The organism is Actinotalea solisilvae (assembly GCF_016464425.1).
In the GTDB taxonomy this organism is placed as follows: Bacteria; Actinomycetota; Actinomycetes; order Actinomycetales; family Cellulomonadaceae; genus Actinotalea; species Actinotalea solisilvae.
Genome location: NZ_JADDKQ010000007.1, coordinates 275,530 through 301,984, shown reverse-complemented (window position 1 = coordinate 301,984; position 26,455 = coordinate 275,530). Strand labels below are relative to the sequence as shown.

31 protein-coding genes and 1 tRNA gene are annotated in these 26,455 nt (G+C 76.7%); 11 read left to right on the top strand and 21 right to left on the bottom strand.

All coding sequences use genetic code 11. From position 1 onward, the window contains the following. Positions 1-48 precede the first annotated feature (48 nt). Positions 49-990: a maleylpyruvate isomerase N-terminal domain-containing protein gene (locus tag JIG38_RS08390; RefSeq protein WP_199423296.1), complete on the top strand. Its 942-nt coding sequence runs from the start codon at positions 49-51 to the stop codon at positions 988-990. A 19-nt stretch (positions 991-1,009) separates the two neighbouring features. On the opposite strand, the gene dtd is transcribed toward JIG38_RS08390, so the two are convergent. From dtd to JIG38_RS08355, 7 genes are all read right to left on the bottom strand, one after another. Beyond that, entirely contained in the window at positions 1,010-1,435 is a 426-nt protein-coding gene (gene dtd / locus JIG38_RS08385) for a D-aminoacyl-tRNA deacylase (RefSeq protein ID WP_199423295.1), read from the bottom strand. Beyond that, entirely contained in the window at positions 1,432-2,463 is a 1,032-nt protein-coding gene (locus JIG38_RS08380; RefSeq protein WP_199423340.1) for an asparaginase, read from the bottom strand. Before JIG38_RS08380 ends, dtd begins: the two co-directional genes overlap by 4 nt. Continuing rightward, entirely contained in the window at positions 2,457-2,795 is a 339-nt protein-coding gene (locus JIG38_RS08375) for a DUF2516 family protein (RefSeq protein WP_199423294.1), read from the bottom strand. Before JIG38_RS08375 ends, JIG38_RS08380 begins: the two co-directional genes overlap by 7 nt. Then, positions 2,792-3,841 (bottom strand): GGDEF domain-containing protein, encoded by a 1,050-nt coding sequence (locus tag JIG38_RS20980; protein WP_199423293.1) that lies wholly within the window; start codon positions 3,839-3,841, stop codon positions 2,792-2,794. Before JIG38_RS20980 ends, JIG38_RS08375 begins: the two co-directional genes overlap by 4 nt. Before the next feature lie 66 nt (positions 3,842-3,907). Beyond that, positions 3,908-4,990 carry an FUSC family protein gene (locus tag JIG38_RS08365; RefSeq protein WP_199423292.1) on the bottom strand — a complete coding sequence of 361 codons (1,083 nt, stop codon included), beginning with the start codon at positions 4,988-4,990 and terminating at the stop codon, positions 3,908-3,910. A 4-nt stretch (positions 4,991-4,994) separates the two neighbouring features. Then, complete coding sequence (gene ygfZ, locus JIG38_RS08360; RefSeq protein ID WP_443592157.1) at positions 4,995-6,155, bottom strand: CAF17-like 4Fe-4S cluster assembly/insertion protein YgfZ; 1,161 nt, start codon at positions 6,153-6,155, stop codon at positions 4,995-4,997. An 8-nt stretch (positions 6,156-6,163) separates the two neighbouring features. Continuing rightward, entirely contained in the window at positions 6,164-6,691 is a 528-nt protein-coding gene (locus JIG38_RS08355) for a heme-binding beta-barrel domain-containing protein (RefSeq protein ID WP_199423291.1), read from the bottom strand. Positions 6,692-6,840: 149 nt separating this feature from the next. On the opposite strand from JIG38_RS08355, the gene JIG38_RS08350 reads away from it, so the two are divergent. Further along, entirely contained in the window at positions 6,841-7,254 is a 414-nt protein-coding gene (locus tag JIG38_RS08350) for a DsrE family protein (RefSeq protein ID WP_199423290.1), read from the top strand. 13 nt (positions 7,255-7,267) lie between these two features. On the opposite strand, the gene JIG38_RS08345 is transcribed toward JIG38_RS08350, so the two are convergent. Beyond that, the gene (locus JIG38_RS08345; protein WP_199423289.1) at positions 7,268-8,002 is read right to left on the bottom strand and encodes a hypothetical protein; all 735 of its coding nucleotides are present in this window, start codon (positions 8,000-8,002) and stop codon (positions 7,268-7,270) included. Positions 8,003-8,157: 155 nt separating this feature from the next. Here JIG38_RS08345 and JIG38_RS08340 point away from each other — a divergent pair, with 155 nt between their 5' ends. Then, positions 8,158-8,997, top strand: coding sequence for a winged helix-turn-helix transcriptional regulator (locus JIG38_RS08340; protein WP_199423288.1), 840 nt, complete (start codon positions 8,158-8,160; stop codon positions 8,995-8,997). A 36-nt stretch (positions 8,998-9,033) separates the two neighbouring features. Next, positions 9,034-9,963, top strand: a complete 930-nt coding sequence (locus tag JIG38_RS08335; protein WP_307844707.1) for an alpha/beta fold hydrolase — start codon at positions 9,034-9,036, stop codon at positions 9,961-9,963. On the opposite strand, the gene nth is transcribed toward JIG38_RS08335, so the two are convergent. After that, the gene (gene nth, locus JIG38_RS08330; RefSeq protein WP_199423286.1) at positions 9,929-10,741 is read right to left on the bottom strand and encodes an endonuclease III; all 813 of its coding nucleotides are present in this window, start codon (positions 10,739-10,741) and stop codon (positions 9,929-9,931) included. The two genes, JIG38_RS08335 and nth, sit on opposite strands and share 35 nt — an antisense overlap. A gap of 120 nt (positions 10,742-10,861) precedes the next feature. On the opposite strand from nth, the gene JIG38_RS08325 reads away from it, so the two are divergent. Continuing rightward, positions 10,862-11,275 (top strand): hypothetical protein, encoded by a 414-nt coding sequence (locus JIG38_RS08325; RefSeq protein ID WP_199423285.1) that lies wholly within the window; start codon positions 10,862-10,864, stop codon positions 11,273-11,275. 94 nt (positions 11,276-11,369) lie between these two features. Continuing rightward, on the top strand, positions 11,370-12,047 hold the full coding sequence (locus tag JIG38_RS08320) for a Crp/Fnr family transcriptional regulator (RefSeq protein ID WP_307844705.1): 678 nt from the start codon (positions 11,370-11,372) through the stop codon (positions 12,045-12,047). A gap of 85 nt (positions 12,048-12,132) precedes the next feature. Here JIG38_RS08320 and JIG38_RS08315 read toward each other — a convergent pair whose 3' ends face one another. Genes JIG38_RS08315 through JIG38_RS08305 form a run of 3 tightly spaced genes read right to left on the bottom strand, consistent with a single transcriptional unit; the run spans position 12,133 to position 13,167 of the window. Next, complete coding sequence (locus tag JIG38_RS08315) at positions 12,133-12,612, bottom strand: RidA family protein (protein ID WP_199423283.1); 480 nt, start codon at positions 12,610-12,612, stop codon at positions 12,133-12,135. After that, positions 12,609-12,788 (bottom strand): Sp36 family protein, encoded by a 180-nt coding sequence (sp36, locus tag JIG38_RS08310; RefSeq protein ID WP_199423282.1) that lies wholly within the window; start codon positions 12,786-12,788, stop codon positions 12,609-12,611. Before sp36 ends, JIG38_RS08315 begins: the two co-directional genes overlap by 4 nt. Before the next feature lie 10 nt (positions 12,789-12,798). Beyond that, complete coding sequence (locus JIG38_RS08305; RefSeq protein ID WP_307844703.1) at positions 12,799-13,167, bottom strand: WhiB family transcriptional regulator; 369 nt, start codon at positions 13,165-13,167, stop codon at positions 12,799-12,801. 124 nt (positions 13,168-13,291) lie between these two features. On the opposite strand from JIG38_RS08305, the gene JIG38_RS08300 reads away from it, so the two are divergent. From JIG38_RS08300 to JIG38_RS08285, 4 genes are all read left to right on the top strand, one after another. Beyond that, entirely contained in the window at positions 13,292-15,793 is a 2,502-nt protein-coding gene (locus JIG38_RS08300; protein ID WP_233404608.1) for a transglycosylase domain-containing protein, read from the top strand. 1 nt (position 15,794) lies between these two features. After that, on the top strand, positions 15,795-16,727 hold the full coding sequence (locus tag JIG38_RS08295; protein ID WP_199423281.1) for a metallophosphoesterase: 933 nt from the start codon (positions 15,795-15,797) through the stop codon (positions 16,725-16,727). 92 nt (positions 16,728-16,819) lie between these two features. Then, positions 16,820-16,893: transfer RNA gene (locus JIG38_RS08290), tRNA-Pro, on the top strand. Between the two features lie 76 nt (positions 16,894-16,969). After that, positions 16,970-17,467, top strand: coding sequence for an NUDIX hydrolase (locus JIG38_RS08285; RefSeq protein ID WP_199423280.1), 498 nt, complete (start codon positions 16,970-16,972; stop codon positions 17,465-17,467). Positions 17,468-17,516: 49 nt separating this feature from the next. Here JIG38_RS08285 and JIG38_RS08280 read toward each other — a convergent pair whose 3' ends face one another. From JIG38_RS08280 to JIG38_RS08255, 6 genes are all read right to left on the bottom strand, one after another. After that, entirely contained in the window at positions 17,517-18,356 is an 840-nt protein-coding gene (locus tag JIG38_RS08280) for an ABC transporter permease (protein WP_199423279.1), read from the bottom strand. Between the two features lies 1 nt (position 18,357). Continuing rightward, on the bottom strand, positions 18,358-19,290 hold the full coding sequence (locus JIG38_RS08275) for an ABC transporter ATP-binding protein (protein ID WP_199423278.1): 933 nt from the start codon (positions 19,288-19,290) through the stop codon (positions 18,358-18,360). A gap of 208 nt (positions 19,291-19,498) precedes the next feature. After that, the gene (locus JIG38_RS08270; protein WP_199423277.1) at positions 19,499-20,206 is read right to left on the bottom strand and encodes a hypothetical protein; all 708 of its coding nucleotides are present in this window, start codon (positions 20,204-20,206) and stop codon (positions 19,499-19,501) included. Positions 20,207-20,216: 10 nt separating this feature from the next. Further along, positions 20,217-20,975, bottom strand: coding sequence for a hypothetical protein (locus JIG38_RS08265; protein ID WP_199423276.1), 759 nt, complete (start codon positions 20,973-20,975; stop codon positions 20,217-20,219). Then, positions 20,972-21,847 carry an ATP-binding cassette domain-containing protein gene (locus tag JIG38_RS08260; protein ID WP_199423275.1) on the bottom strand — a complete coding sequence of 292 codons (876 nt, stop codon included), beginning with the start codon at positions 21,845-21,847 and terminating at the stop codon, positions 20,972-20,974. Before JIG38_RS08260 ends, JIG38_RS08265 begins: the two co-directional genes overlap by 4 nt. After that, entirely contained in the window at positions 21,844-22,248 is a 405-nt protein-coding gene (locus tag JIG38_RS08255) for a GntR family transcriptional regulator (protein ID WP_199423274.1), read from the bottom strand. The genes JIG38_RS08260 and JIG38_RS08255 overlap by 4 nt, the downstream gene beginning before the upstream one ends. Positions 22,249-22,370: 122 nt before the next feature. On the opposite strand from JIG38_RS08255, the gene JIG38_RS08250 reads away from it, so the two are divergent. Continuing rightward, positions 22,371-22,745: a DUF3592 domain-containing protein gene (locus JIG38_RS08250; RefSeq protein WP_199423273.1), complete on the top strand. Its 375-nt coding sequence runs from the start codon at positions 22,371-22,373 to the stop codon at positions 22,743-22,745. A 55-nt stretch (positions 22,746-22,800) separates the two neighbouring features. On the opposite strand, the gene JIG38_RS08245 is transcribed toward JIG38_RS08250, so the two are convergent. From JIG38_RS08245 to JIG38_RS08235, 3 genes are all read right to left on the bottom strand, one after another. Then, entirely contained in the window at positions 22,801-23,541 is a 741-nt protein-coding gene (locus JIG38_RS08245) for a GNAT family N-acetyltransferase (RefSeq protein WP_199423272.1), read from the bottom strand. 2 nt (positions 23,542-23,543) lie between these two features. Next, positions 23,544-25,013, bottom strand: a complete 1,470-nt coding sequence (locus JIG38_RS20975; RefSeq protein ID WP_199423271.1) for a prealbumin-like fold domain-containing protein — start codon at positions 25,011-25,013, stop codon at positions 23,544-23,546. A gap of 367 nt (positions 25,014-25,380) precedes the next feature. Beyond that, positions 25,381-26,454 (bottom strand): aspartate-semialdehyde dehydrogenase, encoded by a 1,074-nt coding sequence (locus JIG38_RS08235; RefSeq protein WP_199423270.1) that lies wholly within the window; start codon positions 26,452-26,454, stop codon positions 25,381-25,383. Between the last annotated feature and the right edge of the window lies 1 nt (position 26,455).

The window sequence follows — 26,455 nt, the reverse complement described above, 5'->3', positions numbered from 1 at the left end:
CCGGCCCCCGGCACCGCGCGTGTCGGGGGCCGGTGCCACGATCGGGTGATGACGACGACTCGGGAGCCGCGCGGCAGGCGGGGCGCGCCGCAGCACGACGCGCACCACGCCACGCCGCCGTCGCCGCCCGGGGTCGACGCGCCCGGGCCGCTCGCGCTCGAGCGGTACCTCGCGCTCGTGCCGGCGGCCGCACGCGCGCTCGCCGCGGCGGCGGACGAGGCGGGGCCCGACGCCGCCGTGCCCACGTGCCCGCGCTGGGCCGTCGCGGACCTCGTCGCGCACCAGGGCATGGTGCACCGCTGGGCGGCGTCGCACGTGCTCGGGCACCGCGGGCGCACGCCGGAGGGCCGCTTCCTGCCGAGCGAGGCCGCCTACCTGCGCGAGGTCCCGCGCGACGGGCTCACGGCGTGGCTCGTGCGCGGCGCGGACGACCTCGTCGCGGCTCTCGCGGACGCGTCCGACGACGTCCGGGCCATGACCTTCCTCCACGCGGCCCCGGCGCCGCGGGTCTTCTGGGCCCGGCGCCAGACCCACGAGACGACGGTGCACGCGGTCGACGCCGTCGCGGCGCGCCTCGGGCGCACGCCGACCACGGCCGAGGCCGTCGAGGCGCTCGGGCTCACGCCCGACGTCGCGCTCGACGGGCTCGACGAGCTGCTGCGCGGCTTCGTCACGCGGGGCGCGGCACGGATCCGCCGGGACGAGCCGTTCACCGTGCTCGTCCGGCCGGGGGTGGACGAGGTCGACGGCGGCCGGGCCGGGTCCCGACCTGCCTGGCTGCTGCACGTCGACGAGGCCGTCGTCACCGCGCTGGTCGACCCCGCCGCGCCGCCCGACCGCGCGGACGTCCGGGTCACGGGCTCTCCCGCGGCGCTCTACCTCGGCCTGTGGAACCGCGGCGACGAGATGACCGTCGACGAGATGGCCGTCGACGGCCGTCCCGGCTTCCTCGACGCGTGGCGCGCGAAGCAGCGCGTGCGCTGGTCCTGACGGCGCCCGCGCGGCGCGGTCAGGCGTCGAGCAGGATCGTCACGGGCCCGTCGTTGACGAGCTCGACGGCCATGTCGGCGCCGAACACGCCCGTGGCCACCTCGAGCCCGCGCTCGCGCAGCGCGGCCACCAGCGCGTCGACGAGCGGCTCGGCGACGGGGCCGGGCGCGGCCGCGTTCCACGTGGGCCGGCGCCCCTTGCGGGTGTCGGCGTAGAGCGTGAACTGGCTGACGACCAGGACGGGTGCGCCCGCGTCGACCGCCGACCGCTCGTCCCGCAGGAGGCGCAGCTCGGCGACCTTCCGGGCGACGAGCGCGACCTGCTCGGGGCCGTCGTCGTGCGTCGCCCCGACGAGGACCACGAGGCCCGGCCGGTCGATCGCGCCGACGACCTCGCCCGCGACCGTCACCGACGCGCGCGTCACCCGCTGCACGACAGCCCTCACCGGTCCACCGCCTCCGGCGCGCCCGACCCGGCGGACGCCGTGCCGCCCCCGAACGCCGTGCGCACCGCGCCGGCCGGGCGGCCGTGGCCGAGCACGGGCGTCGCGCCGGCCGCGGCGAGCGCGTCCGGCACGGGCGAGCCCGCGGCGCGCAGCGCGACCGCGAGCGCGGCGACGAGCACGGCCGGACGCGGCCGCCCCGAGCCGTCCTCGACCTTGAACGCGACGGCGGACCCGTCCGGCAGCCCGGCCGCGTAGACGCCCTCGGCGCCGTCCTTCGCGACGAGTCCCGGGACCGCGCGCATGACGGCCGTGACGTCGCGGCCCGGCCCGCCGACGAGGTCGGGGTGAGCGGCCATGGCGCGGCCCACCCGCGCGAGGGCGTCGTCGGGCGCGGCACCGGGGCGGGCCGCCGCGCGGGCGACCCGACCGAGGCCGCGCGCGAGACCGCGGACCGTCGTCGACAGGAGCGGCGCGCCGCAGCCGTCGACCGTGACGTGCGCGACGGGCACGCCCGTGAGCTCGCCGACCGTCGCGCGCACCGCACGCTGGAGCGGGTGCTCCGGGTCGAGGTACGTCGCGGTGTCCCACCCGGCGGCCACGCACGTCGCGAGCATCGCCGCGTGCTTGCCCGAGCAGTTCTGGGTCACCGACGACGGCGCGTGGCCGGCCGCGCGCCACGCCCACGCGGCGTCGGCGTCGAGCGGGAGGTCGGGCGTGTTGCGCAGCGCGCCCTCGTCGAGGCCCGCCCCCGCGAGCACGCGCCGCACGACGGCGAGGTGGGCGTCGGTCCCGCTGTGGCTCGCGCACGCGAGCGCGAGGCCCTCGTCGTCCACGGCGAGGCCGGAGCGCAGCATCGCGACCGCCTGGAGCGGCTTGAGCGACGAGCGCGGCCACGTCACCGCATCGGCGTCGCCCACCTCGAGCACCGTGCCGCCGTCGGGCGCGAGCACGACGAGGTGCCCGCGGTGGACGGACTCGACGAGGTCGCCCCGGACCACCTCGGCGAGCACGCCGGGTGCGGTCACCAGCCGCCCCGCCCACCCGGGGCACGCGGTCCCCGGCGGCCGCCGCTGTACGGCGCGACGGCGGGCCGCACGTCGACCAGGTAGACGATCGCGGCCACGGCGCTGCCGAGCGCGAGGAACTGGAGCTCGCCGATGCCGAGCGGGTAGGGGATCGCGACGAACGCCACCGCGGTCGCGACGCCGAGGACGGCGCCCCAGAACCCCTTGGTGCGCTTGCCCGCGGAGACGAACGCCGCCGTCGGCCGCCGCAGCAGGTCCACGACCGCGACGACGCAGAGCACGAAGACGAGCAGGTAGAGCAGCAGGAAGATGAGGACCTGGACGGTGACGATCACCGCACGAGCGTACGAGACCCCGGCGGCGTCGTGCCCGTGCCGACGACCACCTGGTCGCGCCCGGCCCGCTTCGCGCCGTACAGGGCCTCGTCGGCCGCGGCGTAGAGGGCCGCGAGGTCGGCTCCGGCCGTCGACGAGTGCGCGACGCCGACGCTCACCGTGAGCCCGATCGCGCGGCCCTCGTGCGCGAGGGGGCGCGCGACGACCGCCTCGCGCACGGCCTCGGCCCGGCGCACCGCGTCGTCGGGACCGATCGCCGTCATGAGGATCGCGATCTCGTCGCCGCCCCAGCGCGCGACCGTGTCGCCCGCCCGGACGACCGACTGCAGGACGGACGCGAGGTGCACGAGGACGCCGTCGCCGACCGGGTGGCCGTAGGCGTCGTTGAGGTCCTTGAAGCGGTCGACGTCGACGAGCACGAGCGCGCGCCCCGGCGCGGCGTCGGGCGCGATCTCCGCGGCCGTCTCGAGCGCGCGGCGCGTCGCCAGGCCCGTGAGCAGGTCGACCGAGGCCATGGTCCGCAGCGTGCGGGTGAGCGCGTCCTGGCGCCGGCCCGACGCCGTGAGCACCGCGGTGAGCCCGAGCATGACGACGAGCCCGAAGATCATGTCCGGGAGCGCCGTCTCGGGCGGCAGCAGGGCGAACACGAGCGTCCCGTGGCCCGCGGCGGCGACCCCCGTGACGAGCCACGCCGCCGACGCGCGGAGGAAGGCGCCCGCGTAGACGACCGGGAAGAGGAAGGCCATCTGCGCCCCGCCGCCCGCGTCGTCGGTGACGAGGTCCATGACGAGGATGAGCCCGACCATCGCGAGCGCGAGGGCGACCCACAGCAGCGGCGGCATGGCCTCGTAGCCGAGCACGACGGCGACGACGACGCCGAGCAGCCCGGCCGACACGAGCCCGACCAGCGGGAGCGCGTGCGACTCCCCCGCCATGGCCGCCGTGACCTCGCTCGAGAGCATGGCGAGCGTGCCGGCGACCACGAGGGCGGCGGAGGTCAGCGCGGCGGACCGGAGGTCCCGCGGGCCGAGGCGGTCGGGGTGCACGCCCTCCTATCGGCGCGCGCCGGACCCCTGTGAGGCGCCGGGCGGGTGACCCGGCGCCGCCCGCCGTCAGATCTCCGGCAGGTGCGCGCGCGCGTCCTCGGGCTCGACCCCCGCCGCCTCCAGCAGGTCGACGACGAGCGAGCGCAGGAGGAGCACGAGGCCCTGGACGTGCCAGTCCTCGGGCGCGACGGCCCACGGGTCGGTGCGCGCGGCCACCCCGGCGAGGCGTGCCCGCGCGCGCGTGAGGTCCGCGCCGCGGCCCAGGGTCGCGGCGAGGTCGGCCGTGCCCTCCGCGACGTCGCCCACGAGGACGGCGAGGCGCGCGACGTCGTGCTCGTCCCGCACGACGACGCGGCTGCGGCGCGCGAGCACGCGCGCGCTGCGCATCGCGCGGTCCACCGACACCGCGGCGGCCTCGAGGGCGGTGAGCTCGTCGAGGTGCCGCCGGAACGCGGGGGACACGCGCGCGGACTGGCGCGCCGCCCCCGCCGTGGACCGCCACTGGTCCAGCACGGGCTGGGACGCACGACCGCGGGCGAGCGCCTCGTCGACCTCGTCCTCGCTGCCGCGCGCGAAGCCCGTCGCGAGGTGGCGCAGCACGTCGGCGACCTCGACGAGGCCCTCCTCGCCGATGGCCCGCACGCGGCGCCGCGGGTCCTGCGGCCACAGCACGGCCACCGCGAGCGCGAGCCCGCCGCCGACGAGTGCGTCGACCCAGCGGTTCACGGGCGAGCCGACCTGGGCCGCCGGCAGCGCGACGATGACGATCGCCTGGACGCCCGCCTGCATCGCGAACAGGTCGCCCCGGTCGACGAACCGCCCGACGAGCGCGGCGACCGCGAGCACGACGGCGACCTGGACGGGACCGCTGCCGATGACGTGCACGAGGAGGTCCCCGAGCGCCACGCCGACGGCGACGCCCGCCGCGAGCTCGGCGACCCGCCGGGGCCGGCGGTCGGCCGTGAAGCCGAGCGCGACCCACGCGGACACGGGCGCGAAGAACGGCGCCGGGTGACCGAGCCCGTACCGGGCGATCGCCCACGCCGAGCCCGCGGCGAGGCTCGCGCCGAGCACCGGGAGGAACGCCCGCCGGACCCGCGCCCAGCCCTGCCGGACGCGCGCCCGCGCGACGACGCCCGCCGACGTCACGGCCTCAGGGCGTGCGGGGGGTGAGGCCGCGCGCGACCGGGGCGCGCGGCGCGGGCCGGTCGACGGACACGCCGTCGCCCGGGACGACGACCTCCTGGCCGGCGGCGACGTCGCCGCCCTCGCACGCGACCGTGAGGGTCGCGGCGACCTCGACGTTGCGCTTGACGACCGCGAGCGCGACCGGGCCGAGCTCGTGGTGGCGCGCGACGCTCGTCACCGCACCGACGGCGCGGCCGTCGAGCGTCACCTCCGCGCCCGGGACGGGCAGCAGGTGGCCCGACCCGTCGAGGTGGAGCATGACGAGCCGGCGCGGCGGGCGGCCGAGGTTGTGGACGCGCGCGATCGTCTCCTGGCCGCGGTAGCAGCCCTTGTGCAGGTGGACGGCCGTGCGCAGCCAGTCGAGCTCGTGCGGGATGGTGCGGTGGTCGACGTCGGTCGCGACGCGCGGGCGCCACGCGGCGACGCGCGCGGCCTCCGACGCCCACGTGCCCGCGAGCCGCCAGCCGGACGCCTCGCGCGCGGCGACGGCCGTCCCGAGCCCGTCGCGCAGCACCAGGACGACCCGCCACGGGCGCTCGGCGCCCGGGTGCTCGGCGTCCGGCGGGCCGTACCGCGTGCCGCCCGCGAGGGTGCGCGGCCACGGGTCCCGCCACGTCACGGGCTCGCCCTCACCGCCCTCGGCGTCGACCGGCTCGCCCAGCGCCGCCCAGCGGTCGGTGACGTCCGCGACCTCGACGCGCAGCATGAAGCGCATCCGGTCGAGCCACGCCGCGAGCGCGGGCGCGGACGCGCCCTCGGTGAGCAGCCACGTCGTCTCGCCGTCGTCGACGACGCCCGCCGCGTGCTCGACGTGGCCGTGCGGGCTGAGCACGAGCGTCTCGGTCGACGTGCGCGGCGCCAGCGACGCGAGGTCCTGCGAGGTGATCGAGTGCAGCCACGTGAGGCGGTCGGGCCCGGTGACGGTCACGACGCCGAGGTGGGACAGGTCGACCACGGCGCCGCCCGCGGCCAGCGCGCGCTGCTCGGCCGTGGGGTCGCCGTAGTGCCAGGCGACGCCCGCGTCGGCGCCCGACCCCTCGACCGCGCCGGCGCGCGCGAGCAGCGGGCTGCGGTGCGCGGGCACCCAGGCGGCCTCCGTCGTGTCGGGCGCGTCCGGGCCGGGCACGTCGGCGGTCACGGCTGCCGGCTCAGCCGCGCGGACGCGTAGGACTGGAGCGGCTCGCCGAACGCCGCGAGGTCCCACGTCCACATGAGCTCGCCCTGGACGAGGCCGAGCAGGCGCGTCGCGGCGGTGATCTCGACGGCGTCGGGCGAGCGCACGACGACGTCGCTCGCGAGGTCGATCCGGCCGTTGCCCGTGACGCCCGCGTAGAGCGTGAGGTGGCCGGCGGGGTCGACGAGCAGCAGCTCGACGGGGAAGCGGTCGGCGGGCAGCTCGGCCGGGCGGTCCGGCGGGACGCGCCAGAAGCCCGACTCGACGGCCCACACGCGCCCCTCGGGCTCGGCGTCGGTCGGCGCGAGGCGCATGGTGCTCGACCAGCTGAGGTAGGGGCCGCCGTCGTGGTCGACGACGACCTCCTGGACCACGGGCGTCTCGGGCACGTGGGGGTGGACGACGACGCCCTCGCCGCGCCAGCGCCCGACGAGCCAGGCGAGCGGGTAGACCTCGGGCGCGAGCCCCTCCGGCAGCACGAACGACATGCTCAGCGCTGACCCTTGAAGAGCTTGTAGACCACGTAGAAGGCGAACCAGCCGATCGTCAGCGCGGAGGCGACGAGCAGGCCGATGAAGAAGATCTCGAGGGCCACCATGCCCCGATCCTACGGCGCGCGCCGCCCTACGCTGCGGGCATGGCCCCGACCCCGGCACCGTCCGACCCCCTCGCCGACGCCGCGCCGCCCGTGGCGCGCTCCCTCGTCGTGAAGTCGACGTCGGGCGCGGACCGGCCCGAGGCCTGCAACCAGGCGTTCACGGTCGCGGCGGCCGCGGTCGCCGCGGGCGCCGAGGTGAGCCTGTGGCTCACGGGCGAGGCGGCCTGGCTCGCGCTGCCCGGCCGCACGGCGGACGTCGCGCTCGAGCACGCGACGCCCCTCGCGGACCTGCTCGACGTCGTGCTCGCCGACGGCACCGTGACCGTGTGCACGCAGTGCGCGACCCGCCGCGGCATCGCGCCCGACGACGTCGTCCCGGGCGTGCGGGTCGCGGGGTCGGCGACCTTCGTCGAGGAGGCGCTGCGCCCCGGCGCCCAGGCGCTCGTCTACTGACGCGCCCGCCCGCTCAGCCGACGAGGACGCGGCCCACGACGTAGACGAGGATCCCGCTCACCGAGACGGGCAGCACGATGGTGGCGAGCGCCGCCCAGCGGCGGCTCAGCACGGGCTGCCGGTCGAACAGGGCGTGCAGCGCCGCGACGAGGATCCCCGTCGCGAGGCCGAGGAACGCGCCGGCGAGCACGTCCGTGCCCGGCATGACGGCGCCGACCGCACCCCCCGCGATGACGGCGGCGACCGTGGTCACGGCCGCGGCCGTCCAGCCGCCGAGCGGCACCGCGGAGACCGCCGCGCCGACGGCGAGCGCGACCGCGCCGCTCACCACGAGGGACGTGCCGCCCGGCGTGCGGCCGGACGCGACCCACCCCGCGGCGGCGGTCGCGACGAGCACGCCCGTGACCGTCCCCGTGACCGACTCGACCAGCCGGTGCCGGCCGTCCTGCCGGGCGAGCTCGTTGACGAAGGCCAGGAGGATCGCCAGGGCGACGACGATCGGCAGCTCGCGCAGCACGGGCTGGCCGCGCGTCGCGGTGACCGCGATGACGCCGCCGACGCCGCCGAGCGCGATGACGACGCTGCTGCCCAGGCGGGCCGGCAGGTCGAGGAGCACGGGCCAGCCCACGGCGAGGACCAGCGCGAGCACGGCCGAGGCGGCCACGAGCGGGACGCCGGCCACGACGCCGGCACCGCCGACCAGCGCGGCGACGACGGCCGTGAGCACGGCGCGGGTCGAGACGTCCATCAGGGGCGCGGGCGGGACGCGGGGACGAGGGCGGGGGGCGTCGGCACGACGCAGAGTCTCGCAGATGCCGCCGTCTCGCCGGGCGCACGCCTGCACCGACCCCTCGTCGCCCGGCGGTACCGTGATCCCACCTCGTCCGAGGGAGGTACACCCCCGTGGCAGACCTTCTGCTGCTGACACCCAGTGCTGGGGGCTCCGCCCAGGTGCTCCCCGCCCTCGGGCTGCTCTCGCACCGCGTGCGCGTCCTCCCGGTCGAGCCCTCGGCGCTGCTCGACGCGCCGGACGCCGACGTCCTGCTGCTCGACGCGCGCCGGGACCTCGCCACCGCGCGCTCCACGTGCCGGCTCCTGCGCGCGACGGGCCTGAGCGTCCCGCTGGTGCTGGTGCTCACGGAGGGCGGGCTCACGGTCGTCACGGGCGAGTGGGGCGCGGCGGACATCCTGCTCGAGGACGCGTCGCCCGCGGAGGTCGAGGCGCGGCTGCGCCTCGTCGTGGAGCGCTTCGCCGAGCAGAACCCCGTCGAGGACGTCGAGGAGATCTCGTCCGGGGACCTGACGATCGACGCGGGCGGCTACACCGCACGGGTCCGGGGCCGGCCGCTCGACCTCACGTACAAGGAGTTCGAGCTGCTCAAGTACCTCGCGCAGCACCCGGGCCGCGTGTTCACGCGCGCCCAGCTGCTCCAGGAGGTGTGGGGCTACGACTACTTCGGCGGCACGCGCACCGTCGACGTCCACGTCCGGCGACTCCGCGCGAAGCTGGGCCCCGAGCACGAGCAGCTCATCGGCACCGTGCGCAACGTCGGCTACCGGTTCGACCCGCCGCACCGGCGGGGCGGCGACCGCGAGGAGGTCGCCGCGGCCCCGGCCGGCGACGCCGCCGTGCGCGCGGTCGAGCCCGCCGTCACGGACCTGCCCCGGACCGACGACGCCGCCGAGGGCAGTGGCGGCACTGCGGGCGCACCGGAGCCGGGCACTCGTCGGCGTGCGGTCTGACCCCGGCGGCGCCGGCCGCCGGATAGGTTGCTCCGCGTGACCGATCAGTCCGTCGTGCTGCTCGACGGCCCGTGGCGCCACCAGTTCGTCGCCGCCAACGGCGCCCGCTTCCACGTCGTCGAGGCCGGGCCCGCCGGCGACCCGGACCCCGCGCCGCTCGTCGTCCTGCTGCACGGCTTCCCCCAGATGTGGTGGGCGTGGCGCCACCAGGTGACCGCGCTCGCGGCGGCCGGCTACCGCGTGGCGGCCATGGACCTGCGCGGCGCCGGCGCCTCCGACAAGCCGCCGCTCGGCTACGACGTCCCGACGCTCGCGCGCGACGTCGCCGGCGTCATCCGCTCGCTGGGCGCGCACGAGGCCGTCGTCGTCGGCCAGGGCGTGGGCGGCACGGTCGCGTGGTCCATGCCCGCGCTGCACCCGGACCTCACGCGCGCGGTCGCGGTGCTCGGCGCACCGCACCCGGTCCGCATGCACACGGCCGCCGTCGCGCGCACCCTGCTCCGCCCGACGACGGCGCGCCGGCTCGCGTTCTTCCAGCTGCCGTACTTCCCCGAGCGCAGGATGACGCGCGGCGACCTGGCCGTGCGGGTCCTGACCGAGTGGGGGGCGCCGGGCTGGCTCGCGCCCGACGTCGCCCAGACGTACCGGCTCGCGGCGCAGATCCCGTTCGCCGCGCACAGCGCGATGGAGACGCTCCGCTGGCTCGTGCGGTCGACGCCGCGGATCGACGGCCAACGGTACCTCGCCGCGGTCCGCGAGCCGGTCGAGGTGCCCGTGCTCCAGCTGCACGGCGCCGAGGACCGCTGCATCCCGCTGCGGGCGGCGTCGACGCCGACGGGACGTCCCTACCGGTTCGAGGCCGTGACCGGCGCGGGGCACTTCCTCGCCGAGGAGGCGCCCGAGCGCACGACGGAGCTGCTCCTCGCGTGGCTCAGGGGGCTGCCGGAGCTGGCGACGTCGGACTGACCGCGACGGCGTCGGGGTCCTTGACCAGGGCGGCGGCCCGCACCGGGTCCGTCTCGCCGATCCCGGCCGACGGGCACAGCGTCGCGAGCGGGCACGCGCCGCACGCCGGTCGGCGCGCGTGGCACGTCCGACGCCCGTGGAAGATCATCCGGTGCGAGAACATCGTCCACTCGCTCTTCGGGAGCATCGCGCACAGCTGCGTCTCGACGGCCACGGGGTCCTCGTCGGACGTGAGGCCCAGGCGGCGCGCGACGCGCCCGACGTGGGTGTCGACGGGCAGGCCGGGGACGCCGAACGCGTTGCCCAGCACGACGTTCGCCGTCTTGCGGCCCACGCCCGGCAGCGTCACGAGGTCCGCCATCCGCCGGGGGACCTCGCCGCCGTACCGGTCGACGAGGGCCTGCCCGATCGCGACGAGCGCCCCGGCCTTGGCCCGGAAGAAGCCCGTGGGCCGGACGACGTCCTCGAGGTCGGCGAGGTCCGCCGCGGCCAGGCGCGCCGCGTCCGGGAACCGGCCGAACACCTCGGGCGTGACCTGGTTGACCCGCACGTCGGTCGTCTGCGCGGAGAGCACCGTCGCGACGAGCAGCTCGAGCGGCGTCGAGAAGTCCAGCTCGCAGCGCGCGGTCGGGTAGCGCTCGGCCAGGAGCCGGTTCACCCGGCGCGCGCGGCGCGTGAGGGACAGGGCGCTCGGCCCGACGGCGTCCGGCACAGCGGTGTCCGGCACAGCGGCGTCCGACCCCGCGGCACCCGGCTCGACGGCACCCGTTCCGACCATGGACCCACCCTACGCACGCGACCGTTGGGGTGAACTCGACCCGCCCACCTCAAGATCATCGGCCGGGACGTCGATCTGGGGGTACGGGTCGACCGACGGCCCCGGGGGAGGAGGTGCGGGATGTCCGCGCACACGGACGGTCTCTGGACGCTCCCCGGGACCGACCCCCGCGCGACGCGGCGCGCCCTGCGTGCCGAGAAGACGCAGCTCGCGCGGTGGCGTCGCCTGGTCCGCGCGCGCCTCGACCTCGCGGTCGCGACGTTCGCCCCGCCGGACCACGTCGGCGCGATGAGCTGGGACATCCTGCCGGAGGCCCAGCTCGCCCTCCCCATGCCGCAGGAGCTGCTCGCCGCGGTGACGGTCGACCCGCCCGAGGACGCCGTCGCGCTCATGGAGCACCTGCGCCGCCTGGACCGCATGCTCGCCGCCTACGGCGCCGAGCTCGACGCCGCGCTCGACGAGTCGACCTTCCGCGTCGACGAGCCGTGCCCGGACGCGGCACCGCCCCGACTGCCGCACGGCTCGCGCGCCTGAGGGTGTCGGGCGCTCGCTGCCACCCGCCCCGTGGGGCAGGATGAGAGGGGCCGCCGGAGCGACGGTGCGCCACGGTGACGAGGAACGAGGCTCTGTGGACGACGACGTTGTGCTCTCCGCGCCGCTGTTCGCCGCGATCGACCCCGAGGCGGCGCAGGCGCTCTTCGTGTCGATGAAGCCCCTGCGACTGCCGCGCGGCCACGCCGTCTTCCACGAGGGCGAGCCCGGCGACCGGCTCTACGTCATCGGCTCGGGCAAGGTGAAGCTCGGCCGCCGCTCGACGGACGGCCGCGAGAACCTGCTCTCGGTCCTCGGCCCTGGCGAGATGTTCGGCGAGCTCTCGCTGTTCGACCCCGGTCCCCGCACGGCGACCGCGAGCGCGGTGGCCGACGCCACGCTGTACGAGCTGAGCCACGCCGAGCTCATCGGCTGGCTCGAGCGCTACCCCGCCGTGGCCAAGCACCTGCTCGAGGCGCTCGCACGACGCCTGCGGCGCACGAACGAGGCGCTCGCCGACCTCGTGTTCGCCGACGTCCCCGGCCGCGTGGCCAAGGCGCTGCTCGACCTCTCGACGCGGTTCGGCGAGCCCGCCGAGGACGGCCTGCGCGTCGCGCACGACCTCACGCAGGAGGAGCTCGCCCAGCTCGTCGGCGCGTCGCGCGAGACGGTGAACAAGGCGCTCGCCGACTTCGCGTCCCGCGGCTGGGTGCGGCGCGAGGGCCGCGCGATCGTCCTGCTGGACCGCGACCGGCTCGAGCGCCGCGCGCGCTGAGCCCGCACGGCGGCCGCTCGGGTCGCCCGGGCGTCAGCGGGCGACCCGGTCCGGCAGGGACGAGCTCGGCTCGGACGCGCTCGGCTCAGACGAGCTCGACGACCAGCTCGACCTCGACGGGCGCGTCGAGCGGGAGCACGGCCACGCCGACCGCGCTGCGCGCGTGCACGCCGGCCTCGCCGAACACCTGGCCGAGCAGCTCGCTCGCACCGTTGACGACACCCGGCTGACCCGTGAACGCCGGGTCGCTCGCCACGAAGCCGACGAGCTTGACGACGCGGCGCACGCGGTCGAGGCTGCCCGCCTGCTCGGCGACCGCCGCGAGCGCGTTGAGCGCCGCCGCGCGGGCCAGCTCGCGGGCGCGGTCAGGGCTCACGAGCCCCTCGCCCTCGCCGACCTTGCCCGTCGCGCCGAGCGCGCCGTCGACGAACGGCAGCTGCCCCGACGTCCACACGAGCGAGCCGCTGCGCACCGCAGGCACGTAGGCCGCGACCGGGGCGGCGACCGGCGGGAGCGTGATCCCGAGCTCGGCGAGGCGACGTCCGACGGTGCCGTGCTCGCTCACGCGACGTCCCCGGCCGACCGGCCCGTGGGGCGCTTGAGGTAGGCGACGAGCCCGTTGCCGTCGGGGCCGGTGACGACCTGGACGAGCTCCCAGCCGTCCGCCCCCCACTGGTCGAGGATCGCCTTGGTGGCGTGGACGATGAGCGGGACGGTGGCGTACTCCCACGTGGTGGCCATGGGCTGCACGCTACCGGCCGCCGCGCGCCGCGTGCGCGTCCACGGGCGCGCCGGCCTGGGCCGCCCGCCGCGCGCGCGCCGCCCACACCGCGTGCGGGCCGGGCTGGGGGACCAGCCCCGGCTCGGCGTCCAGCCGCTCCCGCCAGCTCGTGACCTCCGGGTACCGGCGCAGCAGCGCACGGCGCTCGCGCTCGGTCATGCCGCCCCAGACACCGAAGTCGACGCGGTGGTCGAGGGCGTCGACCAGGCAGTCCAGGCGCACCGGGCAGCCGGCGCACACCTCACGCGCCTCGCGCTGCGCGCGGCCCTCGACGAAGAGCACGTCGGGCGCGAGCTCTGCGCAGGCCCCGAACGCGGTCCAGTGCTGGTCCTCCGCCACGATGATCACGCTAGGGCCGCGGCATCGGTGCGAGGTAGGTCCAAAGGCGTGCCACACCAAGCCTTCACAGCGGGACCACATCCCAGCGCCCGGCCGGAGCGACGGCTCCCGTACCCTGAGGAGCATGGTGTCCCCTGCGCCCGCCCGGGCCCGCGGCCGACAGGTCAACGCTGTCCAGGCCCTCGCGCTCCTCCTGGCCTTCTTCCTCATGGCGGGCGTCGGCGGTCTGCTCGCCGCGGGCCTCGTCATGCCGGCCGTGGCGACCACGAGCACGCTGACGGAGACGTCCGTGCGGCTGTTCGACGAGCTGCCGGACGAGCTCGAGCAGGTGCCGCTGTCGGAGAAGTCGACGATCCTCGCGGCCGACGGCTCGGTGCTCGCGACGTTCTACAACCAGAACCGCATCGTCGTGCCGCTCGACCAGGTCTCGATCCACATGCAGAACGCGGTCATCGCGACGGAGGACCGCCGCTTCTACGACCACGGCGGCGTCGACCTCCAGGGCATGACGCGAGCGCTCATGCGCAACCTCACGAGCGACGACCAGCAGGGCGGCTCGACGCTCACGCAGCAGTACGTCAAGAACGCGCTCATCCAGGCGGCGCTCACGGCGGACACCCCCGAGGCGCGTGCGGCCGCGATCGACGCCGCGCGCGAGAGCGAGGGCATCCAGGGCTACGCGCGCAAGCTGCAGGAGGCGAAGACGGCGCTCTCGCTCGAGGAGCGCATGACCAAGCAGGAGATCCTCGAGGCGTACCTCAACATCTCCCAGTTCGGCCTCTCGGTGTACGGGGTCGAGGCGGCCGCGCAGTACTTCTTCTCGACGACGGCCCTCAACCTCAACTACCTCCAGGCCGCGACGATCGCGGGCATCACCAAGGCACCCAGCGAGTTCGACCCCGTGCGCAACCCGGCCGGGTCGCAGGAGCGCCGCAACATCGTCCTGGGCCTCATGCTCCGCGAGGGCTACATCACGCAGGAGGAGCACGACCTCGGCGTCGCGACGCCCATCGAGGCCACGCTCGCGATCTCCAACGCCAAGCTCGGCTGCGTCGAGGCCAACGCGGTCTTCAACGCCGGGTACTTCTGCGACTACGTCACGAAGATCATCCGCAACGACCCGGCGTTCGGCGCGACGCCCGAGGAGCGGGGCCGGTTCCTCTTCACCGGCGGCCTGACGATCACGACGACGCTCGTCCCGGCCTACCAGCAGGCGGCCGACGAGGAGGTCAAGAACGGCATCCCCGTGCTCGACCCCTCGGGCGTGGCCTCGGCGATCTCCGTGGTCGAGCCGGGCACCGGCAAGGTCGTCGCGATGGCGCAGAACCGGATCTACAACAGCGCCGAGGTGGTCGGCCCGGGCGAGACGGCCGTCAACTACAACACCGACAAGGCCTACGGGTCCTCGGGCGGGTTCCACCCCGGCTCGACCTTCAAGCCCTTCACGCTCGCTCAGTGGCTCAAGGAGGGGCACAGCCTCAACGAGGTCATCGACGCGCGGAAGCTGGAGTACCCGATGCGGGACTTCAACTCCCCGGCGTGCGGCGCCGTCTTCAACGGGCAGCCCAACTGGGAGTTCGGCAACGCCGAAGGCCCCGGCGGGGTCATGAGCGTGCTCGACGCCACGCGCAAGTCCGTCAACTCCGGGTACGTCCGGATGGCGAGCGAGCTCGACCTCTGCGGGATCTTCGACACGGCCGCCTCGCTCGGCGTGCACAAGGCGGACGGCAACCCGGTCGACGTCCGGCCCTCGAACGTCCTCGGCTCGACCGAGATCGCGCCGCTGACGATGGCGACCGCGTTCGCCGCGTTCGCCGCGAACGGCGTCGTGTGCGACCCGATCGCGATCACGAGCGTCGTCGACACCAACGGCGTGCAGCTGCCCGTGCCGCAGGCGAACTGCCGCCAGGCGCTCTCCCCCGAGATCGCGGCCGCACTCAACTTCGCGCTCAGCGGCGTGTGGAACGGCACGGCGTCGGACGTCAACCCGCCCCCGGGCCGCCCGTCCGCGGGCAAGACGGGCACGACGTCGCACAACGAGTACACGTGGTTCGTCGGCTACACGCCGCAGCTCGCGTCCGCGGTGTGGGTCGGCTACCCCGACGCCATGCGCCCCGTGCAGAACATGACCGTCAACGGCCGGTGGGTGCGCAACGCGTACGGCTCGACGATCGCCGCGCCGACCTGGGTGCGCTTCATGACCCGCGCGCTCGAAGGCCAGCCCGCCGTGGAGTTCGCGACACCGCAGAGCGCGCAGGTCCAGGGCGTGCAGGTCCGCGTCCCCGACGTCACGGGCCGCAGCGAGGCCGACGCGCAGGCGGCGCTGGCCGGGGCCGGCTTCCAGGCGCGCACCGACCCCACGCCGGTGTTCTCGAACGCCCCGGCGGGCACGGTCGCCGGGACCAACCCCGGGGCGGGCGCCTCGGCCACGCGCGGGTCGGTCGTCACGATCCTCCTGTCCGCCGGTCCGGACCCGGCCGGGGTCACCCAGACCGGCAACCCCGGCGGCGGCCGCTCCGGCGGCGGCGGCTCCGGCGGCGGCGGCTCCGGTGGCGGCGGGCCGGGCAACGGCGGTGGCCCGGGCAACGGCGGCGGTCCGGGCAACGGCGGCGGCGGGCAGCCCTGACGTGAGCCCTGCCTCCTGGGGGCGCGCGGTCGGCACGGTCGCGGCGCTCGGTGCCGGCGCGCTCGCCTACGCGACCGTCGAGGCGCGCTGGTTCACGCTGCGCCGCGTCACCGTGCCCGTGCTGCCGACGGGCGCGGACCCCATGCGCGTCCTGCACCTGAGCGACCTGCACCTCGTCCCCGACCAGGAGCGCAAGGTGCAGTGGGTCCGCTCGCTCGCCGCGCTCGAGCCGCACCTCGTGGTCGACACGGGCGACAACATGGCGCACGTCGACGCCCTCCCGGCGCTCCTGCGTGCGCTCGAGCCGCTCATGGCCCTGCCGGGCGCGTTCGTCATGGGCTCGAACGACTACTACGCGCCCGTCCCCAAGAACCCGGCGCGCTACCTGCGGCGGGACGCCCGTGGGACGCGCCGCCGCGACCACGTGCTGCTCCCGGCCGCCGAGCTCGCGACCGCGCTGCGCGACGCCGGCTGGAAGGACCTCACGAACCGGCGCGACGTCGTCGAGGTCGACGGGCGGCGCGTGTCGCTCGTGGGCGTGGACGACCCGCACCTCGACCGCGACCACGTCCCCGCCGCCACCCGGAGCCACCGCTCCTCGACCGACCTCCGGCTCGCGGTCACGCACGCGCCGTACCGCCGGGTCCTCGACGCCATGCACGCCGACGGGGCCGACCTCGTCCTCGCGGGCCACACGCACGGCGGTCAGCTCTGCGTCCCGGGGTACGGGGCGCTGGTGACCAACTGCGACCTCGACCGCGGAAGGGCGAAGGGCCTGCACGGCTGGCCGGGGGCCCGGCCGGACCGGCCCGGCGGGGACGACTCGACGTGGCTCCACGTGTCGGCCGGCCTCGGCACCTCCCCGTACGCCCCGGTGCGCTTCGCGTGCCGACCGGAGGCCACGCTCCTCACGCTGGTCGCGCGCGAGGACTGACGCGGCGCGCCGCCCGGCGCTCGGCCGCGGGCCCCCGCCCGAGCGCCGGTTTCACCGGGGCCCGCGGCCTGGGCTATCCTTGTCAGGCTCCACGGGGTGTGGCGCAGCTTGGTAGCGCGCTTCGTTCGGGACGAAGAGGGCGCAGGTTCAAATCCTGTCACCCCGACCGTGAGCGAGAGGCCCCCGCCGACACCGTCGGCGGGGGCCTCTCGTGTGCCGGTCCCGGCGCTAGGGTGCCGGTCATGCCGGTGCCGGACTTCATCCGCGACCTGCGCGCCCGCGTCGGCACCGACCCGCTGTGGCTCTCGGGCGTCTCGGCCGTCGTCCTCGACGACGCGGGCCGCGTCCTGCTCGGCCGCCGCGCGGACACGGGCCGGTGGGCGGTCGTCAGCGGCGTCCTCGAGCCGGGCGAGGAGCCGGCCGTCGCGCTCGCGCGCGAGGTGCTCGAGGAGACGGGGGTGACCGTCGAGGTCCTCGCGCTGACGGCGGTCTCCGTCACGGACCCCCTCACCTACCCGAACGGGGACCGCGCGCAGTACCTCGACCTCTGCTTCTGGTGCCGGGCCGTCGAGGGCGAGGCCCACGTCGCCGACGACGAGTCCCTCGCGGTCGCCTGGTTCGCTCCGGACGACCTGCCGTCCGACCTCACGCCGACGTCGGTGCAGCGCCTCGCCCGGACGCTCGCGTTCGTCGAGGCGTCCGGGCGGGGCGAGGCGCCGTCGCCGTGGTTCGCGCGCTGACGCGCGCGCCGCACTCACAGGCCGGGGACCGTACCGGCCGACACCGGGCTCAGGCCCAGCGGAAGGTGCGCGCGGCGACGGGGACGCACACGAGCGTCCAGGCCGCCATGACGAGCAGCTCCTGCAGCGGCACGCCGTCGCCGTACCAGCCCGACGCCATCGCCTGGGAGGCGGCACCGACGGGCGTCCACGCGCTGATGACGCGCACCACCTCGGGCATGAGGGGCAGGGGCAGCCACACGCCTGCGAAGAACATCGAGGCGACCCACGCGGCCATGCCGGCGGCGGTCGCGGCGCCCGCGGTGCGGGCCCGGGCCGCGATGAGGCAGCCGACCGCGAGCGCCGACGTCGCGCCGAGGACGAAGGCGAGCGCCACCAGCAGCGGCCGCGAGGGCAGCGTGATGCCGAGGACCACGGCGCCGAGCACCACGGCGAGCGCCGACGCCACGAGGATCGACGCGAGCGCGACGAGCAGCTGCGCGACGAGCACGAACGCGGGCGGCACGGGCGTCGTCGACAGGCGACGCAGCACCCCCTTGTCGCGGTAGGTGCCGAGCACGGTCGGGAAGGTCGACAGGGCGGCCGTGCCGATCGCGAGCGTCAGGACGATGGGCGCGTAGGCGGTGATCGCGGTGACCCGGCCGAGCACGGGGTCGTCGGGGTCGAAGGGCTGGTCCGCCCACGGCATCACGAGGCCGAGCGCGGTGAGGAGGATCCCCGGGAAGAGGAGGCCGAAGAACGCGGTCCCGCGGTCGCGGAGCAGCAGCCGCCCCTCGACCAGGGTGAGCCGGCGCAGCGCGCCGGGCGGTGTGCGCCGCGGCGCGGTGCGCGGGGTCGTCGTGGCCGCCGCGCGCGTGCGCGGGGTGCCGTGGGTACGGGTCTCGCTCATGTCAGACCTCCAGGGGGTGTGCGGTCAGGGCGACGAAGGCGTCCTCGAGCGAGCCGCGCTCGAGCTGCAGGTCGGCGGCGCGCAGGCCGGCGGCGCTCAGCGCCGTCAGCACGTCCTGGACGGCGGCCTCGCCGCCCCGGACCTCGACGCGGCCGTCGGGCGACACGCTCGCCGTGGCGGCGCCCGCGGCCGCCTCGACCAGGCCTGCAGGGACCCCGCCCTCGACGCGGAAGCGCAGGACGACGCCCTCGGCGGCTGCGGCGGCGAGCTCGGTCGGCGTGCCGGAGGCGACGACGCGGCCGTCGTCGACGAGGACGATGCGGTCGCACAGGCGCTCCGCCTCCTCCATGAAGTGCGTGACGAGCAGGATCGTCACGCCGCGGTCCCGGACCCGCTCGATCACCGCCCAGGTGTCGCGTCGCGCCTGCGGGTCCAGCCCCGTGGTCAGCTCGTCGAGGATCGCCACCTCGGGGTTGCCGACGAGCGCGAGGGCGATGGACAGCCGCTGGCGCTGGCCGCCCGACAGCTTCGCGAACTGCGCGTCCGCCTTGTCCGCGAGGCCGAGGTCCCGCAGCAGGCCGTCGACGTCGGCCGGGTCGGCGTAGAAGCTCGCGTAGAGGTCCAGCGCCTCGCGCACCGTGATCCGCGCGGGCAGCTCGCTCTCCTGGAGCTGGAGGGCCAGCCGCTCGCGCAGCGCGAGCCCGGCCGCGGCCGGGTCGAGGCCGAGCACGCGGATCACGCCGTCGTCGGGCGCCCGCAGGCCGGCGATGCACTCGACCGTCGTCGTCTTGCCGGCGCCGTTGCGGCCCAGGAGGCCGACGACCTCGCCGCGGCGGACGCTCAGGCTGACGTCGGCGACGGCGACCTTGTCGCGGTACGCCTTGCGCAGGTGGGACACCGTGATGACGGTGTCGTCGGACGGGAGCTGGGTCACGGTGACCTCCGGTGGGTGCGGGCGGGCGGGACGGGTGCGCGGGGCCGCGCGGTGGGTGGACGGGCCGGACCGGGGTGGTCCGGGGTGCACGAGGCCGCGCGGCGGCGGCGGGCCGCCGACGACGGGGTCGGTGTCGGGCGTGTCGTGCGGGCGGGGGCGGGTCCGGGTGCGGGGCCTGCGCGGCCGGGGGCCGGCCCTCGCTCGCGACCTAGCCCGAGGTCGGTGCGGTGCGGATGGCGGCGCGGCGGAGCACGCGGTCGACGGCGACGAGGAGGACGCCGGCGACGAGGACCGGCAGGAGCAGCGCGACCGCCTCCGGCGCGGGCGGGAGTCCCGCGGCGCGACCGACGGCGCCCTGCCAGCCCGTGCTCGTCCACGCCTCGACGACGAGGACGGGCCCGACGGTGAGCGGCAGCGTGAGGGTCCCCCACCACGCGCCGCCGCGGTAGTAGGCCGCGCCGACGAGCGCCCCGGCGACGGCGTAGCAGGCGGTCGCGCCCGCGTGCTCGGCCACGAGGGGCACGAGGTCGGGGAGGTCGCGGCTGGTGAGCGAGTTCTCGACCGCGAGCCCGAGGCTCCACACCACCGACGCCGCCACCGCGGTCGCGAGCGCCAGGAGCCCGATCAGCCGGCTGTACGCCCGGCGCGTCAGCCCGTTCGCGACGTGGGGCGCCGTGCCCGCGGCGACCTGACCGACCAGGAGGCTGAAGGCGAACCAGCGGGGCACGGTGTCGAGGGTCCCCCACACGCCCGCACGGAGCCCGTAGTGCTCCGCCGAGCCGGAGAGCACCACCGCGACCGCGGCGAGCAGGCCCCAGAACCACGCCCACACGGGCGCCTGGGCGCGCAGCGTGGGCCGGACGACGCGGAGCAGGACGGATCCGCGTCGGACGGGCTGCGCGACGGTCGTCGCCATGGCGGCCTCCTCAGCTCCCCGTGCGGCGGATCGCCGCACGGCCGAGGACGAGGTGGAGGGCGAGCAGGCCGGCGCCCGCCAGGAGCAGGACGGCGGGCGCCCGGACGGCCAGCGGCACGGTCGCACCGAGGTCGGCGACGGCGTCACCGATCCACCCGCCGGTGAGGAGCGCCTCGGTGAGGACGATCGGCGCGAGCGTCAGCGGGAGGGTGAGGGTGCCCCACCAGCCGCCGGCCCGGTAGTAGGCCGCCCCGACGAGGGCGCCGGACACCGCGAACACCAGCAGGGTGGGCAGCGCCTCGAGCGCGACGAGCCCGAGCTGTGCGCCGTCGGCGTAGAGATGGTCCTCGACGACGGTGGGCCAGCCCTGGGCGCGGAACACGGCGACCTCCACGGCGTGCCCGAGGGTCCAGCACGCGGCGAAGACGACCGAGGTCACCCCGGCGTCGAGCGCGACGAGCCCCACGAAGGCCCGGCGCGTGAGGCCGTGGGCGACGTAGGGTCCGACGCCGGCCGTGACGAGGAACACCAGCATGGTGAACGCGAACCACCGCGTCCCGGCGCCGAGGTAGTTCCACACGCTCTGCTCGACGTCGGCGAACCGCAGCGTGACCGCGAGGATCACGGCGGCGATCGCGACGAGCGTCAGCCAGAACAGGCCCCAGATCGGGAGCTGGCTGCGCAACGCGAGGCGCGCCCCGCGCACGGCGGGCCGTGCGAGCGGTCCCGGGCCGGCCACGCGGGCGACGGCCGGTGTCGCGACGCTCATGACCGCTCCCCCGCGGTGGTGAGGTGGACGAAGAGGTCCTGCAGCGCGACGGGACCGAGGTCGAGCCCGAGGTCGCGCGCCGCGCGGCGGTCGGCGTCCGAGAGCGTGCCGTCGACCGTCACCTGCGCGGTGCGGCCGAGCGCCCGCCGGTCGAGCACGCGGCGCCCGTCGACGAACGTGTCGACGACGTCGGCCGGCCCGGTGACGCTCACGCCGCGGGCGCGGAGGTCGTCCGCGTCCTCGGCCATGAGCACGCGGCCGGAGTCGAGGATGACGACGTGCTCGAAGAGCCGCTCGACCTCCTCGATGAGGTGGCTCGAGACGACGATCGTGCGCGGGTGAGCGGCGTAGTCGGCGAGCAGCTCGTCGTAGAACGCGTAGCGCGAGGGCGCGTCGAGCCCGAGGTAGGACTCGTCGAGCATGGTCAGGGGTGCGCGGGAGGCGAGGCCGACGACGACGCCGAGCGCCGAGCGCTGGCCGCGCGACATCTGGCCCGGCTTCTTGTCGAGCGGCACGCGCAGCCGCTCGACGAGGCGGCCGGCCAGCTCGGCGTCCCAGGTGGGCCGCACGGCAGCGGCGATCGCGAGGGTCGCGCGCGCCTTGTCGTCCAGGTGGTCGCCGCTCTCGCGGACGAGGCACGTGCCCGCCATGACGCGCGGGTTCTCGAAGGGGTCCTCGCCGTCGACGAGGACGGTGCCGGAGGTGGCGGGCCGGAACGCGGCGAGCACCGACAGCAGGCTCGTCTTGCCCGACCCGTTGCGGCCGAGGAGGCCGTGGATGCGCCCGGGCTCGAGCGTGAGGCTCACGCCGTCGAGCGCCGTGGTGCGGCCGTAGCGGACGGTGAGGTCGCGGACCTCGACGGCGAAGCTCATCGGCCCTCCTGCGGGGTCGTGGTGGTCGGGGCGGGGGCCGCGGGCGCCTCGGCGAGCCGGCGCAGGTGCGCGACGACGTCGTCGAGCGGGATGTCGAGGCGGCGCGCCTCGGCCGCGAGCGGCTCGACGACGTCGGCGAGGAAGCGCTCGCGGCGCCCGGCGACGAGCCGCTCGCGGGCGCCGGGCGACACGAACATGCCGACGCCGCGCCGCTTGTAGAGCACGCCCTCGTCGACGAGCTCCGTGAAGGCCTTGGCCGCTGTCGCCGGGTTGATCCGGAACGTCGTCGCGTACTGCGTCGTGGACATGACCTGCTCCTCCTCCCGGAGGGTGCCGTCGAGGACGTCACCGCGGATCTGGTCGGCGATCTGGAGGTAGATCGGGTCACGTCCGTCGAACACGGTCCTCTCCTCCCCGTCGCCTTCTGTGGTTCATTACATGAGTAATGAACCACAGGACCAGCTCGGAGCGCAAGGGTGCGGACGCGCGCACGACGGCGCTCCCGACGGGCTAGGGTCCGCGCGTGTTCTTCGCACCCCTCGCCGTGCTCGGCCTCCTGCTCGTCGGCGGCGGCGTCGCGATGATCCGGTCGGCCCGCTCGCCGCACCGCGTCCCGGTCGCCGGCCGCATCGTCGACCGGTCGTGGATGACGACGCCGACCCGCGTGACCGTCGAGTACCCGGGACCCGACGGCGCGCGCCTCCGGGCGCGGCTCTCGGCCGGTCCGATCGGCGGGCTGCGCGGCCCGCAGGTGGGCGACCCGGTCACCGTGCACGTGAACCCGGCCCACCCTCAGGACGTGTCTCTCGGCGCTGGCGGCGCCGCCACGACCTACGGCTGGGCCTTCGTCGCGATGGGCACCCTCGCGCTGCTGGCGTTCCTCCGCCTGGCGGCCTGAGACCTCGCCCGGCGGCGTCGGCGGCGTCCGCCCGAGGCGGCCGCAGGCGTCCGCGTCAGTCCGACGGGACGAGGGTGCGCCGCGGGACGCCGGCGGCGTCGGCGGGCGTCATCGGTGGCGCGACCGCCGTGAGCGGCTGGAGCCGGCCCACGCCCCAGCGCAGGCGCGCGAGCATGGCCTCCCCCAGCGCGGTCCGCACCCCACCGCCCCACAGGCGCGGCCAGCCGCGCGCCGCGGCGGCGCCCTCGGCCGCGATCAGCAGGAGGGTCGCGACGCGGCGCCGGCGGTGCGCGGGGTCGACGTAGATCTCGAGCACCTGGCCGGTACCCGCGCGCCAGCCGACGGCGCCCACCTGGTCGGTCGACACGAGGCCGAGCCGTGCCGCGTCGGCCGCGGTCAGCACGGTCCCCTCACGCACCACGACCCCGAGCGCCTCGGCGCGGCGCGCGACGTCGTCGTGCAGGAAGGCCATGAGCTCGGCGCGCACCGGGGCGTCGCGCAGCACCCGCTCCACGAGCACGAGGCCGGGCCCGCGGCGCTCGGGCAGCGCGGCCTCACCGAGCGCCTCGACCCGGAGCAGCTGGAGCGTGTCCGCACGCATCTCGAGGCGTGCGAGCCGGCCGGCGCTCGCGGCGCGGCCGGGCGGGAGGTCCCCGACGTCGACCACGGCGCGGTCGGGGCGCTCGTCGGTCGCGACCGCGTGCACGACGACGGTCCGGCCGCCCGCGACCGGGTCGGCGGCGGCACGCTCGGAGCGCAGCCACCACACGGGGACCCGGCCCGGTCGCGGGGCCACCGTCAGGCCCGGCGGGACACGCGGCGCGCGGCCGCGGTCGCCGCGGCACCGAGCGCGAGGAACGCGGCCGCGACGGCCACGAGACCCGCGGGCTCCGCCCCGGTCGCGGCGAGCGCGGCGGACCGCACGGGAGCCGACGGGCGAGCGGGCGCGGCGGTCGGCGCGGCGGGGGCGACCACCTCGACCGGGGCCGCGACGGGCACGACCACCGGCGCCGGCTCGGCCACGGGCGGCGTCACCACGGGCGCCGGGGCGGCGAGCAGGGAGACGGGGACGACCAGCGCGACGTCCGCCTCGGCGACCGTCCCGACGGCGGCCACGGTCAGAGGGATCGCGCCCACCGGGAGCTGGAGGCCGGCCGGCACGTGGGTCGCGCGCAGCTCGTACCCGCCGGGCGCCACCGGGCCGAAGGTCAGCCGGCCGGCCGCGCCCGACGTCGCCGTCGCGAGGTGGGCCAGGGGGGCCGGGGCGGCCGCGGTCCGCAGCGCGAGGTCGGTGACCGGGAGCGAGGCGGGCGGTCCCCAGAGCTCGAAGGTCGCGCCCTCGACGGGCTCGCCGGACGTCGTGACGACGCTGAGGTCGAGGACGCGGTAGGCCGCGGCGACCTCGGCGTCGAAGTGGTAGGTGCACATGCCGCCCGACAGGAACGGCACGCTGCACGGCCCGAACGACTGCGACGTGACGCCCGTGAGCATCGCGCCCTCGGGCGCGGACACGATCCGGACCGTCGCGGAGGCGAAGGGCGCCAGCTGGTAGCCGCCGGCCACGTCGCCCGACGCGTCGGTCGTGCCGGTCCACTCCGGCTCCGGCGTCGTGCCGACGACGTCGATCTCGAGGACCGCGCCCGCGAGCGGGGCGCCGTCGGCCGCGGTGACACCCGCCGTCATCACCGCGGGGCCGGGCACCCACTTGCCGGTGCCGAAGCACGACTCGAGCGTCACGCAGGGCTCCTCGACGGGGACCTCGGGGTCCTCGACGAGGAGCTCGTCCGCGGGCTCGGCGTCGGGGTCGGCGGCCGGGTGCAGGGCCGGGTCGGCGGCGGGGTCGGGCGTGAGGTCCGAGGACGCCGGGTCCGCCGCCGAGACCGCGGGGCCCGCGACCGGGTCGGCCGTCGACGCCTGCGCGGCCGGGTCGACGGCGGCAGGGCCGGCCGCAGGCGCGTCGGCGGCGTCCGCCGGCGCTGCGGGCTCGGCGGGCGACGTCGGCTCGGCGGCCGAGGGCGCCTCGGGCGCCGGGGTGGCGTCCTGCGACGGGAGGACGACCTGGTCCTCCTGCACCTCGGCGGGGAGCGCGAGCGCGTCCGTGCCGGCGTCGGCCGGGGCGGGCTCGGGCGCCGCTTCGTCCGCGGCGATCGCGGCGGCGGGGGCCGCACCGACCAGGGCGACCGTGCCGAGCGCGACCAGGGCGGTCGCGCGCGCGGGGCGGGTCGAGCGGGGGCGGACGGGGGCGTGCCGGGGTCGCGAGGTGCGCACGGGGAGCCTGTCTGTCGGCGCCGGTGGGTGGCCGGCCGGGGAGCCGCGGCCGGGGGGAGCCGCTCCGACGATCTTCGACGGGCGACGGTCGTCCCACGAGCACCCGTCGCCCGATCGGCCCTGCCCACGTGCGGGGACTTCACCCGGCACCGACCGGGCAATCTCCACCCACCGAGACGCGCGGGGGACCGGGCGGCCCGGAGGACGCAGGGCGTCCTGCGCAAGACCCCGGTCACCGACGTCCCGCCGGCCGACCCGCGACGGTCCGGGCCCGCCGTGAAGGCTTCGTCGCGCCGGCCGCGACCAACCCTTCACGCGGTGGCGTGCACGAGCGTCCGTCGGGGCGCGTGGACCGCCGGCGACCGTGTCAGACGGCGGCGAGCCGCTGCGCCGCGACGAGCTCGGCGATCTGGACCGCGTTGAGCGCCGCACCCTTGCGCAGGTTGTCGTTGCTCACGAAGAGCACGAGGCCATGGCCCTCGTCGACGCTCTGGTCGGCGCGGATGCGGCCCACGTAACTCGGGTCCTGGCCCGCGGCCTGGAGCGGCGTCGGGATCTCGCTGAGCTCGACGCCGGGAGCCGCCGCGAGCAGCTCGGTCGCGCGCTCGACCGTGATCGGCCGCGCGAACTCCGCGTTGATCGAGAGCGAGTGGCCCGTGAACACCGGGACGCGCACGCACGTGCCCGCCACGCGCAGGTCGGGGATGTCGAGGATCTTGCGGCTCTCGTTGCGGAGCTTCTGCTCCTCGTCCGTCTCGAGCGAGCCGTCGTCGACGACCGCGCCCGCGAGCGGGAGGACGTTGAACGCGATCGGCCGCTGGTACAGGCTGGGCTCGGGCAGCTCGACGGCGGCGCCGTCGTGCGTGAGCGCGGCGACGTCGGCGCCCGCGAGCGCCTGGACCTGGGACTCGAGCTCGGCGACGCCCTTGAGCCCGCCGCCCGAGACCGCCTGGTAGGTCGAGACGACCAGGCGCACGAGGCCCGCCTCGTCGTGCAGGGGCTTGAGCACGGGCATCGCGGCCATCGTCGTGCAGTTCGGGTTGGCGATGATGCCCTTGACCGCGTGCGCGATCGCACCGGGGTTGACCTCGCTCACCACGAGCGGGACGTCGGGGTCCCGCCGCCAGGCGGACGAGTTGTCGATGACGAGGGCGCCCGCCGCAGCGAACCGCGGCGCGTGCTCCTTCGACGTCGCCCCGCCCGCGGAGAAGAGCGCGACGTCGATGCCGGCGAGGTCGGCGGTCGCCGTGTCCTCGACGACGACGTCGGTGCCGCGCCACGGCAGCGTCGTGCCGGCCGAGCGCGCGGACGCGAAGAAGCGGATCGACGCGACCGGGAAGTCGCGCTCCTCGAGCAGGCGGCGCATGACGGTGCCGACCTGCCCGGTCGCGCCGACGACGGCGACGCGCAGGCCTGCGGTGGGTGCGGTGTGCTCGGTCATG

What these genes read in the sequence shown, in the direction of transcription:
- JIG38_RS08390 (WP_199423296.1), top strand. Translation starts at nt 49, where the DNA reads ATGACGACGACTCGGGAGCCGCGCGGCAGGCGGGGCGCGCCGCAGCAC.
- JIG38_RS08355 (WP_199423291.1), bottom strand. Translation starts at nt 6,691, where the DNA reads ATGTCGTTCGTGCTGCCGGAGGGGCTCGCGCCCGAGGTCTACCCGCTC.
- JIG38_RS08350 (WP_199423290.1), top strand. Translation starts at nt 6,841, where the DNA reads ATGGCCCCGACCCCGGCACCGTCCGACCCCCTCGCCGACGCCGCGCCG.
- JIG38_RS08345 (WP_199423289.1), bottom strand. Translation starts at nt 8,002, where the DNA reads ATGGACGTCTCGACCCGCGCCGTGCTCACGGCCGTCGTCGCCGCGCTG.
- nth (WP_199423286.1), bottom strand. Translation starts at nt 10,741, where the DNA reads ATGGTCGGAACGGGTGCCGTCGAGCCGGGTGCCGCGGGGTCGGACGCC.
- JIG38_RS08325 (WP_199423285.1), top strand. Translation starts at nt 10,862, where the DNA reads ATGTCCGCGCACACGGACGGTCTCTGGACGCTCCCCGGGACCGACCCC.
- sp36 (WP_199423282.1), bottom strand. Translation starts at nt 12,788, where the DNA reads ATGGCCACCACGTGGGAGTACGCCACCGTCCCGCTCATCGTCCACGCC.
- JIG38_RS08300 (WP_233404608.1), top strand. Translation starts at nt 13,292, where the DNA reads ATGGTGTCCCCTGCGCCCGCCCGGGCCCGCGGCCGACAGGTCAACGCT.
- JIG38_RS08285 (WP_199423280.1), top strand. Translation starts at nt 16,970, where the DNA reads ATGCCGGTGCCGGACTTCATCCGCGACCTGCGCGCCCGCGTCGGCACC.
- JIG38_RS08280 (WP_199423279.1), bottom strand. Translation starts at nt 18,356, where the DNA reads ATGAGCGAGACCCGTACCCACGGCACCCCGCGCACGCGCGCGGCGGCC.
- JIG38_RS08270 (WP_199423277.1), bottom strand. Translation starts at nt 20,206, where the DNA reads ATGGCGACGACCGTCGCGCAGCCCGTCCGACGCGGATCCGTCCTGCTC.
- JIG38_RS08265 (WP_199423276.1), bottom strand. Translation starts at nt 20,975, where the DNA reads ATGAGCGTCGCGACACCGGCCGTCGCCCGCGTGGCCGGCCCGGGACCG.
- JIG38_RS08260 (WP_199423275.1), bottom strand. Translation starts at nt 21,847, where the DNA reads ATGAGCTTCGCCGTCGAGGTCCGCGACCTCACCGTCCGCTACGGCCGC.
- JIG38_RS08235 (WP_199423270.1), bottom strand. Translation starts at nt 26,454, where the DNA reads ATGACCGAGCACACCGCACCCACCGCAGGCCTGCGCGTCGCCGTCGTC.